This window comes from Pseudomonas migulae, from assembly GCF_043225285.1.
GTDB classification, from domain to species: domain Bacteria; phylum Pseudomonadota; class Gammaproteobacteria; order Pseudomonadales; family Pseudomonadaceae; genus Aquipseudomonas; species Aquipseudomonas migulae_C.
This window is the reverse complement of sequence record NZ_CP171224.1, coordinates 1,079,472-1,094,902: the sequence shown is the minus strand read 5'-3', so window position 1 is coordinate 1,094,902 and position 15,431 is coordinate 1,079,472. Positions and strand designations below refer to the sequence as shown.

The 15,431-nt window shown below is 59.7% G+C and carries 12 protein-coding genes; 6 read left to right on the top strand and 6 right to left on the bottom strand.

Annotation, left to right across the window (positions count from 1 at the left end; genetic code table 11):
* Positions 1–400 precede the first annotated feature (400 nt).
* The 6 genes from cysM to ACF6ZU_RS05035 all read left to right on the top strand — a co-directional run bounded on the left by cysM (position 401) and on the right by ACF6ZU_RS05035 (position 7,709).
* The gene (cysM, locus tag ACF6ZU_RS05060; RefSeq protein ID WP_392890799.1) at positions 401–1,303 is read left to right on the top strand and encodes a cysteine synthase CysM; all 903 of its coding nucleotides are present in this window, start codon (positions 401–403) and stop codon (positions 1,301–1,303) included.
* Positions 1,303–2,655, top strand: coding sequence for a 23S rRNA (uracil(1939)-C(5))-methyltransferase RlmD (rlmD, locus tag ACF6ZU_RS05055; protein WP_392890798.1), 1,353 nt, complete (start codon positions 1,303–1,305; stop codon positions 2,653–2,655). Before cysM ends, rlmD begins: the two co-directional genes overlap by 1 nt.
* Positions 2,656–2,777: 122 nt before the next feature.
* Positions 2,778–5,021, top strand: coding sequence for a GTP diphosphokinase (relA, locus tag ACF6ZU_RS05050; protein WP_392890797.1), 2,244 nt, complete (start codon positions 2,778–2,780; stop codon positions 5,019–5,021).
* A 127-nt stretch (positions 5,022–5,148) separates the two neighbouring features.
* A complete protein-coding gene (mazG, locus tag ACF6ZU_RS05045; RefSeq protein ID WP_392890796.1) occupies positions 5,149–5,982 on the top strand; it encodes a nucleoside triphosphate pyrophosphohydrolase in 834 nt (277 codons plus the stop codon).
* Between the two features lie 28 nt (positions 5,983–6,010).
* Positions 6,011–6,553: a DUF2058 domain-containing protein gene (locus ACF6ZU_RS05040; protein WP_262163732.1), complete on the top strand. Its 543-nt coding sequence runs from the start codon at positions 6,011–6,013 to the stop codon at positions 6,551–6,553.
* A 208-nt stretch (positions 6,554–6,761) separates the two neighbouring features.
* Positions 6,762–7,709, top strand: coding sequence for a hypothetical protein (locus ACF6ZU_RS05035; RefSeq protein WP_392890795.1), 948 nt, complete (start codon positions 6,762–6,764; stop codon positions 7,707–7,709).
* A gap of 67 nt (positions 7,710–7,776) precedes the next feature.
* Here the strand turns inward: ACF6ZU_RS05035 and ACF6ZU_RS05030 are convergent, their stop codons facing one another.
* From ACF6ZU_RS05030 to ACF6ZU_RS05005, 6 genes are all read right to left on the bottom strand, one after another.
* The gene (locus tag ACF6ZU_RS05030; protein ID WP_392890794.1) at positions 7,777–7,965 is read right to left on the bottom strand and encodes a hypothetical protein; all 189 of its coding nucleotides are present in this window, start codon (positions 7,963–7,965) and stop codon (positions 7,777–7,779) included.
* 401 nt (positions 7,966–8,366) lie between these two features.
* Complete coding sequence (fabB, locus tag ACF6ZU_RS05025; RefSeq protein WP_392890793.1) at positions 8,367–9,587, bottom strand: beta-ketoacyl-ACP synthase I; 1,221 nt, start codon at positions 9,585–9,587, stop codon at positions 8,367–8,369.
* An 11-nt stretch (positions 9,588–9,598) separates the two neighbouring features.
* Entirely contained in the window at positions 9,599–10,114 is a 516-nt protein-coding gene (gene fabA, locus ACF6ZU_RS05020; RefSeq protein ID WP_392890792.1) for a 3-hydroxyacyl-[acyl-carrier-protein] dehydratase FabA, read from the bottom strand.
* Positions 10,115–10,361: 247 nt separating this feature from the next.
* On the bottom strand, positions 10,362–12,263 hold the full coding sequence (locus ACF6ZU_RS05015) for an ATP-binding protein (protein WP_392890791.1): 1,902 nt from the start codon (positions 12,261–12,263) through the stop codon (positions 10,362–10,364).
* Positions 12,260–13,192, bottom strand: coding sequence for an ABC transporter substrate-binding protein (locus tag ACF6ZU_RS05010; protein ID WP_392890790.1), 933 nt, complete (start codon positions 13,190–13,192; stop codon positions 12,260–12,262). Before ACF6ZU_RS05010 ends, ACF6ZU_RS05015 begins: the two co-directional genes overlap by 4 nt.
* Positions 13,193–15,316: a TonB-dependent receptor plug domain-containing protein gene (locus ACF6ZU_RS05005; RefSeq protein ID WP_392890789.1), complete on the bottom strand. Its 2,124-nt coding sequence runs from the start codon at positions 15,314–15,316 to the stop codon at positions 13,193–13,195.
* Positions 15,317–15,431: the final 115 nt, after the last annotated feature.

Genomic DNA, 15,431 nt, shown 5'->3' with positions numbered 1-15,431 from the left:
CACGAGAAAGTCTCACCGCTGGTGAGGTAAATATCAGAACTAAGCAACGTCGATCTGTAAGACCTGCCAATCTGAAGTAAAAGTCGCACCACCGGTGCGACAGTTTCTTGGGCGCACAACCTGATCATTTTCACCCTATAAAAGAACCGCTAAACGTTGAGCTATTCGGAGGCATCCACATACGTCCGGAAAGTGTCAGCACCGCTGACACAAATTGCGCCCATCGGAAGATGTTCAGGCTGAGAGCTTCAGCAATTGCCCTGTCTACTCCGCATTAACAGATTAGAGTTGAACTGATTCCTTATTCCCATAAGCCATAAGCACCGCACTTTGCGTGATATGGCCTGCGAACGTTTGCCGGTATGATAGGCGCCCCCGCAGTCTGGATTGCGAATACGCCATGACCTTGCAGTACCCAACCATCGCCGATTGCGTCGGCAACACTCCGCTGGTCCGTTTGCAGCGCCTGCCCGGCGCCACCAGCAACACCCTTTTGCTCAAGCTCGAAGGGAACAACCCGGCGGGTTCGGTCAAGGACCGTCCGGCGCTGTCGATGATTACCCGCGCCGAGTTGCGCGGGCAGATCCATGCCGGCGATACGCTGATCGAAGCGACCTCCGGCAATACCGGAATCGCCCTGGCGATGGCTGCCGCGATCAAGGGTTACAAGATGATCCTGATCATGCCGGACAACTCCAGCGCCGAGCGCAAAGCCGCGATGACGGCGTATGGCGCCGAACTGATCCTGGTGACCCAGGAAGAAGGCATGGAAGGCGCGCGCGACCTCGCTCAGCGAATGGAAGCCGAAGGCCGTGGCAAGGTGCTGGACCAGTTCGCCAACGGTGACAACCCGGAAGCGCACTACACCACCACCGGCCCGGAAATCTGGCGCCAGACCGAGGGCACCATCACTCATTTCGTCAGCTCGATGGGCACCACCGGTACCATCATGGGCGTGTCGCGCTACTTGAAAGAGCAGAGCGACAGCGTGCAGATCATCGGCCTGCAACCGATGGAAGGCTCGGCGATTCCGGGCATCCGTCGCTGGCCGCAGGAATACCTGCCGAAGATTTACCAGGCCGATCGCGTGGACCGCATCGTCGACATGGCGCAAAGCGAAGCCGAGGACGTGACCCGTCGCCTGGCCCGCGAAGAAGGCATCTTCTGTGGCGTGTCCTCGGGCGGTGCCGTGGCAGCGATGCTGCGCCTGTCCAAAGAAGTTGAAAACGCGGTGATCGTCGCGATCATCTGCGACCGTGGCGACCGTTACCTGTCGACCGGCATTTTCGACGCGCCCAACTGATGGCCAAGCATGAGAGAGGCCTGCGCTTCCAGCCCACCGGCGGCAGCAAGGCCCCGCAAATTCCGACCGGCAAGAAGCAGCGCCTGACCATCGAGCGCCTGGCCAATGACGGTCGCGGTATCGCGTTTTTTGAAGGGCGCACCTGGTTCGTCATCGGCGCTTTGGCCGGTGAAGAAATCGAGGCGCGCGTGCTGGGTGCCCACGGCAAAGTCGTCGAGGCGCGCACCGAACGTGTGTTCCAGGCCAGCGAACTGCGTCGCCCGGCACCCTGCGCCCATGCCGGTCGCTGCGGTGGTTGCAGTGTTCAGCATCTGCCCCACGTCGAACAACTCGCCCTGAAACAGCGCATGCTCGCCGAGCAACTGTCGAAGGTCGCGGGTGTCGAACCCGAAGAGTGGGCAGCGCCGTTGAGCGGTCCGGAATTCGGTTACCGCCGTCGCGCCCGGGTGGCGGTACGTTGGGACATGAAGGCGAAAAAACTCGAAGTCGGATTCCGCGCAGCAGGCAGTCAGGACATCGTGGCGATCAACGAATGCCCGGTGCTGGTACAGCCTTTGCAGCCGATCATGACCCGCTTGCCGGAGATGTTGCGACGCTTGAGCAACCCGAAGGCGCTGGGGCACGTGGAATTGTTCAGCGGTTCGTCGTTGGCCGTCCTGTTGCGGCACATGGCGCCGCTGTCGGAAGCCGATCTGACGATCCTCAAGGATTTCTGTGCGTTCCATGAAGCCCAGTTGTGGTTGCATGGCGAGGGCGAACCTCAACCGGTCGATGCCGAGCAGTCACTGGGCTATCGACTGGAGCAGTGGGATCTGGAACTGGCCTACCGGCCGGGGGATTTCATTCAGGTCAATGCCGGTGTCAACGAAGCCATGGTTGCCCAGGCGCTGGACTGGTTGAAGCCGAAAGCGGATGACCGCGTTCTCGATCTATTCTGTGGATTGGGTAACTTCGCCTTGCCGCTGGCCAAAGCCGTTCGTGAAGTGGTGGCGGTCGAAGGTGTGCAGACCATGGTCGAGCGGGCGGCTGCGAATGCTGCTAGTAACAATCTGCATAACACCCGGTTTTTTCAGGCCGATTTGTCCCAGCCTTTGACCGATGCCGAATGGGCGCGCGAAGGCTTTTGTGCGGTACTCTTGGACCCACCGCGTGACGGTGCTTTCGAGGTCGTGCGCAAGCTCAAGTCACTGGGCGCGGAACGATTGGTGTATGTGTCGTGCAACCCGGCCACGCTGGCGCGCGACACCGTTGAATTGATCAAGCAGGGCTACCGGTTAAAACGTGCCGGGATTCTCGATATGTTTCCTCAGACGGCGCATGTCGAGGCCATGGCGTTATTTGAAGCGAGCTAGGATGGCTCGTCTGGTCCGACTGACCGGCCCGCGCAGCACTCGTCATGGCCCCGCGAGTGCACCGGCAACGAAGGTCAGCGATTTGACGCATTGAATCTGCGTCGTAGGGAAGGTAAAGCAAGATGGTACAGGTGAGAGCACACCAGCCGATCAACACCGACGGCAGTATCAACCTCGAGGCCTGGCTCGATCATGCGGTCAGTGTCGATCTGGCACTGGATCGCGAAGCCTTGAAGGAAGCGTGCGAGTTCGCTCGTACGTCTGAACAACAGGCCAATGCGGCGAAAAACCTCTGGTCCGAAGGGACCTCGAGTTTCAGCACGGGCCTTGAGATCGCCGAGATTCTCGCCGACCTCAAACTCGATCAGGATTCGCTGGTCGCCGCGGTCCTGTACCGCGGCGTGCGCGAAGGCCAGATCGAACTGCCGGCCGTGAGCCAGCGCTTCGGTCCGGTGGTCGCCAAACTTATCGACGGCGTGTTGCGCATGGCGGCGATCAGCGCCAGCCTGAGCCCCCGTCAATCCCTGGTGCTGGGCACTCAGGGCCAGGTGGAAAACCTGCGCAAAATGCTCGTGGCCATGGTCGACGACGTACGCGTCGCGCTGATCAAACTGGCCGAGCGCACCTGCGCGATCCGTGCGGTGAAAACCGCCGACGACGAGAAGCGCAACCGTGTCGCCCGGGAAGTCTTCGACATCTACGCGCCGCTCGCCCACCGTCTCGGTATCGGTCACATCAAGTGGGAACTGGAGGACCTGTCCTTCCGTTACCTTGAGCCTGACCAGTACAAGCAGATCGCCAAGTTGCTCCATGAGCGGCGCCTGGATCGCGAGCGTTTCATCGCCGACGTGATGGGCCAGCTCAAGAACGAATTGCAGGCCACCGGCGTCGAGGCCGACATCAGCGGCCGGGCCAAACACATCTATTCGATCTGGCGCAAAATGCAGCGCAAGGGGCTGGAGTTCAGCCAGATCTACGACGTGCGTGCCGTTCGCGTGCTCGTGCCGGAAATGCGCGACTGCTACACCGCGCTCGGCATCGTCCACACCTTGTGGCGACACATCCCGAAAGAGTTCGACGACTACATCGCCAACCCGAAAGAGAACGGCTACCGCTCGCTGCACACCGCGGTGATCGGACCTGAAGGCAAGGTGCTGGAAGTGCAGATCCGCACCCATTCCATGCACGAAGAAGCCGAACTCGGGGTCTGTGCGCACTGGCGCTACAAAGGCACCGACGTCAAATCCGGTTCCAACCACTACGAAGAGAAAATCTCCTGGCTGCGTCAGGTCCTCGAGTGGCACGAAGAACTGGGCGACATTGGCGGTCTGGCCGAACAGCTGCGGGTCGATATCGAACCGGACCGGGTGTACATCTTCACCCCGGACGGCCACGCCATCGACTTGCCGAAAGGCGCGACGCCGCTGGACTTCGCTTACCGCGTGCACACCGAGATCGGTCACAACTGCCGTGGCGCGAAGATCAACGGGCGCATCGTCCCGCTGAACTACAGCCTGCAAACCGGTGAACAGGTCGAGATCATCACCAGCAAGCACGGCACGCCGAGCCGCGACTGGCTGAACCCGAACCTGGGTTACATCACCACGTCGCGGGCGCGGGCGAAGATCGTCCACTGGTTCAAATTGCAGGCCCGCGATCAGAACGTCGCGGCCGGCAAGACCTTGCTCGAACGTGAACTCAGTCGCCTGGGCCTGCCCGCGGTGGACTTCGACAAGCTGGCCGACAAGGCCAACATGAAGACCGCCGAGGACATGTACGCCGCACTGGGCGCCGGCGATTTGCGCCTGGCGCAACTGGTGAACCTGGCGCAGCAACTGGTCGAGCCGGAACGTGGCAACGAGCAGCTGGAGCTGATTCCGCGCAAGGCCACCGGCTACAAACCGGGCAAGCGCGGCGACATCCAGATCCAGGGCGTCGGCAACCTGATGACGCAAATGGCGGGCTGCTGCCAGCCGTTGCCGGGCGATGCGATCGTCGGTTACATCACCCAGGGCCGTGGCGTGAGCATTCACCGTCAGGACTGCGCCTCGGTGCTGCAACTGGCCGGACGCGAGCCTGAGCGGATCATCCAGGTCAGCTGGGGGCCGGTGCCGGTGCTCACCTACCCGGTGGACATCATCATCCGCGCCTACGACCGTTCCGGTTTGCTGCGTGACGTCTCGCAGGTGCTGCTCAACGAGCGGATCAACGTGCTGGCGGTCAATACCCGCTCGAACAAGGAGGACAACACCGCGCTGATGTCCCTGACCATCGAGATTCCGGGGCTGGATGCGTTGGGTCGCTTGCTCGGGCGGATATCCCAGTTGCCGAACATCATCGAAACCCGGCGTAACCGCACGCCATAAGACCTGTAGGAGCGAGCTTGCTCGCGATGGACGTTAACGATGACGCGTGCTTTCTGGATGAGCGCAGCGCTCTCGGGTTCTTCGCGAGCAAACTCGCTCCTACAGTGAGCGGGGCAGAGAGTGATTGATGTACAAACTTGAAGACTTGCTACACCTGATGAGCCGCCTGCGCGACCCGCAGTTCGGTTGCCCGTGGGACATCAGGCAAACCTACGCGACCATCGTCCCGCACACCCTTGAGGAAGCCTACGAAGTGGCCGATGCCATCGAGCGCGGCGACTTCGATCATTTGCAGGGCGAGTTGGGCGACTTGCTGTTCCAGGTGGTTTATTACAGCCAGCTGGCCCGGGAAGAAGGGCGTTTCGAATTCGCCGGCGTCATCGACAGCATTACCCGCAAGCTGATCCGTCGTCATCCCCATGTGTTTCCCACCGGTGATCTGTACGCGCCGCTGGATGTGCCGCGCCTGAGTGAAGAACAGGTCAAGCAACGCTGGGAAGCGATCAAGGCTGAGGAGCGTGCCGAGAAGTCCGCCGCGCCGGAACAACTGTCCTTGCTCGATGACGTGCCTGCGGCGCTGCCGGCATTGTCCCGTTCGGCGAAATTGCAGAAGCGTGCCGGGCAGGTCGGTTTCGATTGGCCGGACGCCTTGCCGGTGCTGGACAAGGTCCGCGAAGAACTCGATGAAGTGCTCGAAGCCATGGCCGACAACGATTCGGCAGCGATTGCCGACGAGGTCGGTGACTTGCTGTTTTCCGTGGTCAACCTGGCGCGGCATTTGAAGGTCGACCCGGAAACCGCCTTGCGCGGCGCCAACAGCAAATTCGAAAGACGCTTCCGTTTTATCGAACAGGCATTGCGCGACACCCACCGTCCCATAGAAGATTGCACCCTCGAAGAGTTGGACGCCCTGTGGGGCGAAGCCAAACGTCAGGAAAAGAATTTGCCCAGCTGCGGTTGAGCAGTGGCCTAAGTGAGAAATAAGCACCATGAGCATTTCCCTTCGCGACCAGTTGCTAAAGGCAGGGCTGGTCAACCAAAAGCAGGCCAAACAGGTCGGCAAAGAGAAGCAGAAACAGCAGCGTCTGGCCCACAAAGGCCAGATCGAACTCGATGACTCCCAGCAGCGTGCCGCTCAGGAAGCGATGGCCGAAAAGGTCAAGCGCGACCAGGAGCTGAACCGTCAGCAGCAGGAGAAAGCCGAGGCCAAGGCCCGTGCCGCGCAGATCAAGCAACTGATCGAGGTCTCGCGCCTGCCGAAGCTGACCACCGAGGATTACTACAACTTCGTTGATGACAAGAAGGTCAAGCGCCTCTCCGTCAACACGCTGATGCGCAACAAGCTCAGCAACGGTTCGCTGGCGATCGTGCACCATGCCGGCGGTTATGAAGTAATCCCCCGCGAAGCGGCCCTGAAGATCCAGGAGCGCGATCCGCAGCGCATCGTTCAACTGAACGTGCAGACTGAGGAAGCGGCAGCCGAGGACGATCCGTATGCGGCCTATCAGATTCCTGATGATCTGATGTGGTAGTTGAGTTGTTACATGTTTGTTGGTATCTGAGTCATTAATAAATTGAACCCGAAAGATTGTATCGATACGATCTTTCGGGTTTTCTTTTGCTGAAAATTAATCAATTCTTATTGAAGGTGCGCGCTGTATTTTTGAGTGCGCATCAAATGGATAAGTGTTTTTTGTATGGGGAGACAGCTTGAAATAAATAATAAATAGGGATATTGATATGTATGTAACTATTGCTTCATTGCGTCACCCCACGTTTGAAATGAATTTCTCAAATGTCCGCACTCCACGGCAGTCAATTACTGATTACGTGGTTAGTGAGCTGGATGTGCGTGCTGCCTATGTGCGCCGAAAACTTGAACTTGCAGCACTTGCGGCTCGTGAAAGTTACCCGCATTCGAGTTGCCTGTTTTTCACCTTGCCCGAGTTTTTCTGGAATGTTCCCTGGCGTGAAGTCGACAGTGAACAGGAGCTGCACGAGCTGACAACCACTTATCTGGAGAAGGTTCCAGTTTACGTAAGGTCATTGATGGCAGATCTGCCCGTTGAACGATTTGGGAGGATCGTCTTGCTCGCAGGAAGTTGTGCAACGTTGATCAAGGTAGGAGAGGGCGAAGGTAGCTATTACGACGTTATCAATTACTTGCTCACCACGACCAACAAGGATTATGAAACTGACACCCCACTCATGTCGATGTGGCCAAAGCGCTATGTGTCCGGCATCGATTTTGGAGAGCACTTTGCTTCCGAGGATGGGTATTGGATATTCAAGTTGTTCGATGAGGTGCTGGTTAAAGTTAAAAAGCTCAGCAGCGTGCAGTCGGAACACAGTTACTTTGGTGGTTATGGCCAAATGTTCGTGAACAGTCTTGTTCCGGGTTGTCCGTTCAGCATCAATTTGTGCCTCGACTATGTCGCGCAAAGAGACGGTGAGCGAGACGACGAATTCGAGCTTGTGGATGCAAAGATTGATTTTCTGATCGCGTGCGGCATGACATTCGATGATGACAAGCATCACCCGTTATCGATTCAGTTTTCCGTCAGGAACGATGGCATGGGCCGCGGCCAGTGCGAGGTCGTGAAGCTTGAGAACGGGTGGATCGTCGATGATTTTCCCTTGGAGGTTATCGACGACAACGTCTATGTGGCGTGTATTCCTGTCGAGTGAACGGTTCGAAGGGCGAAAGCCTGCTTGCATGGGGCAAGCAGGCTGCAGTCAGTCCTTGGTGTTCGCCTCAGCCGTTCGCGGCTTCTCGCTTGTGTTCCTGCAGTTCCAGTTCGGCCTTGTAGCTGTGGGCGTCGGTCTCGGAATGAAACATCCCCACGAGCATGTCTTGTTGGTGTACATCCCAGATCCGGATACCGGCGGCTACGCCTTCATGGGATTTATGTGAATCGTCGCGTTCAGTTACTTTTACAGTCATCTGCTAGCTCCAATCTCTTTGATATCTGCAGCAAGGCGTGTGCAGGACTCTGTTATATGTTTGGTTAGCTTGCTAAGTAAACGACTGAGTTTGGTAAGGGACCTTTGTGGATTTTGCAAAAGTGCTGCAGCCCACGGAATACGCGACATTCGGTCGCAGGGCTTTGAGTTTCATGACAAAAGCTTCATGTTTTCTGGCCGGTCCGCCATGCACACAACCTACAGGAGCCGGCTTTCCGGCGATGACTTACGCACATCCGCGTGAGTGTTGGCTGACCCGCCGCAATCGCCGGCAAGCCGGCTCCTACAGGTGTTGTGTTTTGCCATCAGGTTTTTTTCGAGCATAAAAAAAACGCCCCGAACCAGTCGGGGCGTTTTTGTGTGCAGCGAAGCGGCGGGGTATTACTTACCCTGCCAGCGCTTCAGTACCAGCGTGGCGTTGGTGCCACCGAAACCGAAGCTGTTGCTCATCACGGTGTTGATGGTGGCGTTTTCGCGGGTCTTGGTCAGCACCGGCAGGTCGGCCACTTCCGGGTCCAGCTCGTCGATGTTGGCGGAGCCGGCAATGAAGTTGCCTTCCATCATCAGCATGCAGTAGATCGCTTCGTGAACGCCGGCGGCGCCCAGGGAGTGACCCGACAGGCTCTTGGTGGAGCTGATGGCTGGAGCCTTGTCGCCGAACACTTCACGTACACCTTTCATTTCCGCGACGTCGCCGACCGGAGTCGAAGTGCCGTGGGTGTTCAGGTAGTCGATCGGGGTGTCGACGGTGGACAGCGCCTGCTGCATGCAGCGGATAGCGCCTTCGCCACTTGGGGCAACCATGTCGTAGCCGTCGGACGTTGCGCCGTAGCCAACGATTTCGGCATAGATCTTCGCGCCACGGGCCAGAGCGTGTTCCAGCTCTTCAACCACGACCATGCCGCCGCCACCAGCGATGACGAAACCGTCACGGTCGGCGTCGTAGGCGCGGGAGGCTTGTTCCGGGGTGTCATTGCGCTTGCTGGACAGTGCGCCCATGGCGTCGAACAGGAACGACTGGCTCCAATGCTCTTCTTCACCGCCGCCGGCGAACACGATGTCCTGCTTGCCCATCTGGATCTGTTCCATGGCGGTACCGATGCAGTGAGCACTGGTGGCGCAGGCAGAAGCGATGGAGTAGTTCAGGCCCTTGATCTTGAACGGGGTGGCCAGGCAAGCGGAAACGGTGCTGCTCATGGTCCGCGTCACGCGGTATGGGCCAACGCGCTTCACGCCTTTCTCGCGCAGGATGTCCAGCGCTTCCATCTGGTTCAGGGTCGATGCGCCACCGGAGCCGGCAATCAGGCCGGTACGCGGGTTGGAAACCTGATCTTCAGTCAGGCCGGAGTCGGCGATGGCGTCTTTCATGGCCAGGTAGGCGTAAGCCGCCGCGTGGCCGACGAAGCGATAGATCTTGCGATCGATCAGCTCTTCGAGTGGGAGGTCAATGGAGCCGGAAACCTGGCTACGCAGACCCATTTCAGCATATTCCGGGTTGAACCGGATGCCAGGGCGGCTTGCACGCAGGTTAGCGGAGACGGTCTCTTTGTCATTGCCGAGGCACGAAACGATGCCCAGACCAGTGATAACGACGCGGCGCATGCGAATAACCCTTAGAAGTTGTCAGTGGAGGTGAAAACGCCGACCCGAAGGCCTTCGGCGGTGTAGATCTCGCGGCCGTCGACGCTGACCGAACCATCGGCAATCGCCAGGTTCAGCTTGCCTTTCAACACACGCTTGATCTGAATGTTATAGGTGACTTTCTTCGCGGTCGGCAGGACCTGGCCAAAGAATTTCACTTCGCCCGAGCCCAGCGCACGGCCGCGGCCCGGCAGACCTTGCCAGCCGAGGAAGAAACCGACCAGTTGCCACATGGCGTCGAGGCCCAGGCAGCCTGGCATCACCGGGTCACCTTCGAAGTGACAGGCGAAAAACCACAGGTCCGGAGTGATATCCAGCTCGGCGACCAATTCACCTTTGCTGTACTTGCCACCCTCTTCGCTGATATGGGTGATGCGATCCACCATCAGCATGTTCGGGGCGGGCAATTGCGCGTTACCCTGGCCGAACAGCTCACCGCGACTGCAGCGCAGCAGGTCTTCCCGGGTAAAGGCGTTTTGTTTGGTCATGCGAGCTCCTCAATAGTCCCATGCGGCAGGTGGGGCAAATCTTCCCGGCCGATCGAAGCGTTCATGCCTCGAGTCAGCAGCCTACTCATAGACTATTGCGTTGTGGTGAAAGTCACAGCACCAAGGACATGAAAGTACACTTGTGCACTGAAATTTTTATTCAAGCCCCTTTTCGGGCCTGTTCGGGTGCCTAAGACTGCCGCACTTTCGCCTTTCACGCCAGTCGCAGATGGTCGAAAGGCCTGCACTACTGCACCCATCGCTGCAGAATTTGCTGCAAGTCAGTGCGTTTGAACGGCTTGGCCAGGTAATCGTTCATGCCCGCGGACAGACAGATTTCACGGTCGCCCTGCAAGGCGTTCGCCGTCAGGGCGATGATCGGCAGATCGGTGCAGCCGGGCAGTTGGCGGATCTGCCGGGTGGCTTCATAGCCGTCGATGATCGGCAATCGGCAGTCCATCAGAATCGCTTCGAAAATCAGGCTTTCGGCGCTGCGGACCGCCTGGGCACCGTCGGTGGCGACGCTGACAGTGAAGCCCAGGCTGCGCAACATCGCCTCAATGACCGTCTGGTTGACCGGGTTGTCCTCGACCAGCAGCACGTTGCGACCTTCGCCGTCGCCGCTGCCGGTCGACGCGCGTGGCGTGCGCACCGGCAGCGTCTGTTTATAGAGCGCCAGCGGGATTTCCAGGGTGAACACCGAGCCGCGACCTTCCTCGCTCTGGGCGCGCAATGTCCCGCCCATGCGTTCCGCGAGGGTGCGGGCAATCGGCAGACCCAGCCCGGTACCACCATAACGCCTCGAAATGGAACTGTCGGCCTGCTGGAAGGCGTTGAACATCAGCTCCAGGCTTTCGGCCGAAATCCCAATCCCGCTGTCGCGCACGGTGCAGGTGAACCACAGGAGTTCGTGATCCAGCGACTGCCATTGCGGTTCGATGGAGACGCGCCCCTCTTCGGTGAACTTCAGCGCATTGCCCACCAGGTTCACCAGGATTTGCCGGATGCGTGTCGGGTCGCCCTGAACCTGCAAGGCCTGCATGTCTTCGGGAATCAATAGCGCCAGTTCGAGGCCGCGTTGCGCCGCGCTGTGCTGGAACGACTGGGCGCAACTGTTGATCAGTTCCGCGAGATTGAACGGAATGTGCTCGAGTTCCAGCTCCGAGCGCTCGATGCGCGAGAAGTCGAGAATGTCGTTGATGACCTTGAGCAGGTGTTCGGTGGACTCCGAGGCCAACGCCGCGTACTCGACCTGCTCCTCGGTCATCTCGGTGGTTTCCAGCAGTTGCAGCATGCCGAGCACGCCATTCATGGGTGTACGAAGTTCGTGGCTCATCATCGCCAGGAAATCCGATTTGGCGTTGTTGGCCTTTTCCGCTTCTTCACGGGTCTGGATCAACTGCGCCATGGCTTGATGCTGTTCGCGGCTGGCCTGTTCGAGGCCGCTGGCGAGGTTGTTGATGTGTTGTGACAGCGCGCCGAGTTCGGTGTCGTCGACGATCGGCAGCGGCGTCTTGTAGTCGCCGCTCTGGATCGCCTTGACCGCGTTGCCGATGTCGCGGATCGGTTGCGACAGGCTGCCGGCCAGGCGCCGGGCAATCAGGAAGGTAAACAGCAGGGCGAACAGCGCCAGGATGCCGGCCTTGAACAGGATTTCCTGCTGGCGCTTGCTGAAGGCGTCATTCGACAGCCCGACGATCACCCGCCCCAGGTAATCCTCTGCGGGGGCGGTGGTGGCGACTTTGCTGCCCTGGAAAAAATCATTGTGCAGCGCGATCCGTTGCAGGCGCACCGGCGCCTGGAACACTTCGACCTGTTGCGACAGTGTGTGGGTTTGCGCCGGGTGTTCGACGTACACCAGGATCCGGTTGGCGCTGTCCTGGACCTCCAGAAAACGCACATTCGGCGTGGCCAGGGTGGCCTTGAGCAAGCTTTCCAGCACTTCGTTGTTGCCGGAAATCACCCCGTATTCCGCCGCTGGCGCCAGTTGGTTGGCGATCAGTTGGCCAGTGTGGTTGAGCTCCTGACGCAAATCCTGAATTCGCACGAAGGTAAAGAAGCTGATCAGCAGCAAGGTCAGCAGCAGGGCGGGGCCGAGGCTGATGATCTGGGTGCGGGTATTGATGTCCCAACGGCGACGGAAGGTCATGGGCGGCTTTCTCCTTCGGCCAACTGTGTTGCGACCAGCGCTTCATTAATCTGTTCAATACCTAATGAACGAGCCACTTGCGGGTTACTCAAGACTTTGAAGCGGTTGGCGTAATGCGTGCGCGGCCAGGCGGCCGTTGGCAAGTCGAGCAATTCGTCGAGAATCGCCAGCCAGTCGCTCTGATCGCTGTAACTGCTGGTCAGGCTCCCGGCCCTGACGAATCCGGCGTTCGGGCCGATCAGCGCGGTCTGCCGTGAATAGCTGCTCAACAGCAGGTTCTTCGCGGTTTTCGGGTTGTACAAGTCGGGATCGTCGAGGCCCAACAGCACATCGCTATTTTTCAGCAGCGTTTGCAAGGGACGACTGTCATTGGTGTTGTCCCAGCGTTGGGTGACGATCTCAAGGCCCAGCGGGCGGGCCGCCTGGCGCAGTTCGCTCAGCAGGAATTCACTGTGATTGTCGTACAGCACACCGACCCGTTTGGCCTGGGGCAACAGAAGTCGGGCCAGGCGCAATTGCCGGTCCGGTGGCGGATCGCTCCAGAGCAGGCTCAGATGTTCGGGCAGGGTCGCCCCCAGGCGTTGACGAGCCTGCAGGCGACTGATGCGCAGCACCAGCGTCGCCGGGCCCTGGACTTCTTGCAGGCGCCAGTCGAGGCTCGGCAGGTCCAGCAGGATCAGCCGGGTACTGGCGGGCAACTTGCTTGGTGCCGGCAAGTTCGCCAAAGGCTCAAAGCGTACCGAGTCGCCAGGGCGCAGATCGCCAAGGGCCGTCGCAAAGGCCTGTATACCGGAACTGTCTTCAGCGCCGGTCAACAGAATGTCCGCGGCGCTGGCCGACAGGCTTCCCAGCCAACCGGCAAACACCAGGCACACCCCGGCCAGCAGGCTGCCAAGGGTTGGCGTCTTCCGTGACGAGCGGGGCGACATCTAGAACGCCAGCTCCGCGCTGAAGTACATCACCCGTCGCTGGTCATAGTTGTTGTCGACGAACGTGGTGGGCTGGTGGTCGAGTCGTTGCTGGAGCACGCCGGCCAGTTCCAGGCTGGCCTTGCCAAGGCTGATACGCTTGGCGATACGGGTGTCGACCCGTTCGAAGCGATATCCGTTGAGTGCGTCGTCACCATAATAGAAGAGGGCGCTGTTCCAGCCCTGACCCCAGTTGCGCAGCCAGCCGGCTGAGCCACTGTTGCGTGCGGTCTGGCGGGCATCCAGTGGATTGCTCGCCTGGGCATCGACGTAGGCGTACGTCAGGCGTAACCGGTCGGCACTGCTCAAGTGCCAGTCGAGCTGGGTTTCCGCCCCGGTGAAGCGCGAGCTGTTGGCGTTGCTGGCGATGTACTGATTGTTGCGCAGCGGTTCGCTGATCATGCCGGTGATTTCGTCGTGGAACACCTTCACGTCCACCGCCAGCCCCCACTCGGCGAACAGACCGTTGTAGCCCAGCTCTCTTGAACGCATGCGTTCCTGCTCAAGGTCGCCAGGGCCGCGGGTCCTGACGAAATAGCGGGCGCTGCTCTGGCCGTAGGCCGCGGGTTGCAGGTTGGTCACCCGATAGCTCCAGTTGACGTTGTTCTCGAACATGTCCGGCGAGCGAATGGCCTCTGAATACACCGCGCGCAAACCGTGGCGCGGTGTAATCAGGTAGTTGACCGCCACACGCGGGGTCAGCGAACTGCCGGTCAATCGCGTGTCTTCGAACATCGCACCGCCCTGTAACAGCCAGTGTTCGCTCGCCCGCCACTCGAGTTGGCCGAAGGCCCGCCACGTAGTGTCATCGAGCGTGCCGTTGAAGTAGGTCTCGGAATCGGCCCGGTCGTAACGATAGTTCAAGCCGCTGACCAGTCGTAGACTGTCTGACAGACTGAGGGTGTCCTGCAATTCGAGGTCGTAGCGCGATTCCCGGGTGCTTTGGTCGATGTCGCCGCACAGGGTTTGCCGCGCACCGTTGCGCCACTGGTTCAGTACCTGATTGGCCAGCGCTTGTTCCGCCGCCGTGCCGGCCGGTGCCCCGGGACCGAGGAAACGTTCGATGTTGCGCGCCAGGCGTTCGGTGTAATTCGGGTTCAGTTGCCAGAGGCGGGTCAGCTCGGGGCTGAACGAGACCTCGGCGTCACAAGCGCGCCAGGTCTGCTGGCGATCCCAATGCTGGGCCGAACCTTGAACGTACAGGCTGTGATCGGGATTGATGTCGAGGTTCCAGCGCAAGGAACCTGCATAGTCCTTGGCGATTACGTCGGAATTGTTCCCGGCGGCGGTAATCCCCGAGAACACCGGGCGGTAGGTGTACGGCCGCTGGTTGGCGCCGTCCTTGGCATTCAACTGCCAATCGATACTTTGCCGTTCGTCGAGCGTCTGGCTGACGGCGAGGTTGAAGCGGTTCAAGCGGCGACTGTCGCGGTAGTCGGCACCCGTGCGGTCCGAGTCGAAGCCGTCGTCCTGCTGGCCGGACAGCGACAGGCGCAAGTCGCCATCGTCCCAACCCACACCCTGGCTGGCGTAGAAATCGTCGATACCGCGTTGGCCACGGGTGACTTTCATCCGCGTGCCGTGGCTGTCGGCCGGGTTGCGCGTGATGATGTTGACCACAGCCATCAACGCATTGGCGCCGTAGCTGACCGTGTTCGGCCCGCGAAAGACTTCGATGCGCTCGATGTCTTCCATGGCCACCGGAATATCGCTCCAGTCCACCGTGGCCAGGCCGGCGCGGTACACCGAGCGCCCATCGATCAGGACCTGCATGCGCCGCGCCTCGCTGGCATTGGTGCCGTGGTAGTTCACGGCGGCCTGATTGCCGTTGATGTTGCCGACCATCATTCCCGGCACCAGGCGCAGCAACTCGCTGATGTCCCGGGCGCCGCTGGCGTCGATCAATTCACTGTCGATCACCGTCATGCTCCCAGGAACCGCCGCCGGCGACTGTTTCAGGCGCGTAGCCGTCAGCACGTGCGGCAGCGGGTCGCTGTCGAGGAACAAGTCGTCGGCCAGCAATGGCGGGCTGATGATCAGCGCCAGAACCAGCGGCGAGCGGGGTGAAGCAGCAGCAAACGACACAACACATCCTTGATAGTAAATAACTGGCGCGCATGTTAACCGAGCCGGTCGACTTTTCCAGTCACGATGGCGGCATTTTCCTCGGATTTATTGGTCTTCTTCCTACAAGTGCCGG

Coding starts and splice junctions, on each gene's coding strand:
- ACF6ZU_RS05015 (WP_392890791.1), bottom strand. CDS start 12,263: ATGACCTTCCGTCGCCGTTGGGACATCAATACCCGCACCCAGATCATC.
- ACF6ZU_RS05010 (WP_392890790.1), bottom strand. CDS start 13,192: ATGTCGCCCCGCTCGTCACGGAAGACGCCAACCCTTGGCAGCCTGCTG.
- ACF6ZU_RS05040 (WP_262163732.1), top strand. CDS start 6,011: ATGAGCATTTCCCTTCGCGACCAGTTGCTAAAGGCAGGGCTGGTCAAC.
- fabA (WP_392890792.1), bottom strand. CDS start 10,114: ATGACCAAACAAAACGCCTTTACCCGGGAAGACCTGCTGCGCTGCAGT.
- cysM (WP_392890799.1), top strand. CDS start 401: ATGACCTTGCAGTACCCAACCATCGCCGATTGCGTCGGCAACACTCCG.
- relA (WP_392890797.1), top strand. CDS start 2,778: ATGGTACAGGTGAGAGCACACCAGCCGATCAACACCGACGGCAGTATC.
- rlmD (WP_392890798.1), top strand. CDS start 1,303: ATGGCCAAGCATGAGAGAGGCCTGCGCTTCCAGCCCACCGGCGGCAGC.
- mazG (WP_392890796.1), top strand. CDS start 5,149: ATGTACAAACTTGAAGACTTGCTACACCTGATGAGCCGCCTGCGCGAC.
- fabB (WP_392890793.1), bottom strand. CDS start 9,587: ATGCGCCGCGTCGTTATCACTGGTCTGGGCATCGTTTCGTGCCTCGGC.
- ACF6ZU_RS05035 (WP_392890795.1), top strand. CDS start 6,762: ATGTATGTAACTATTGCTTCATTGCGTCACCCCACGTTTGAAATGAAT.
- ACF6ZU_RS05030 (WP_392890794.1), bottom strand. CDS start 7,965: ATGACTGTAAAAGTAACTGAACGCGACGATTCACATAAATCCCATGAA.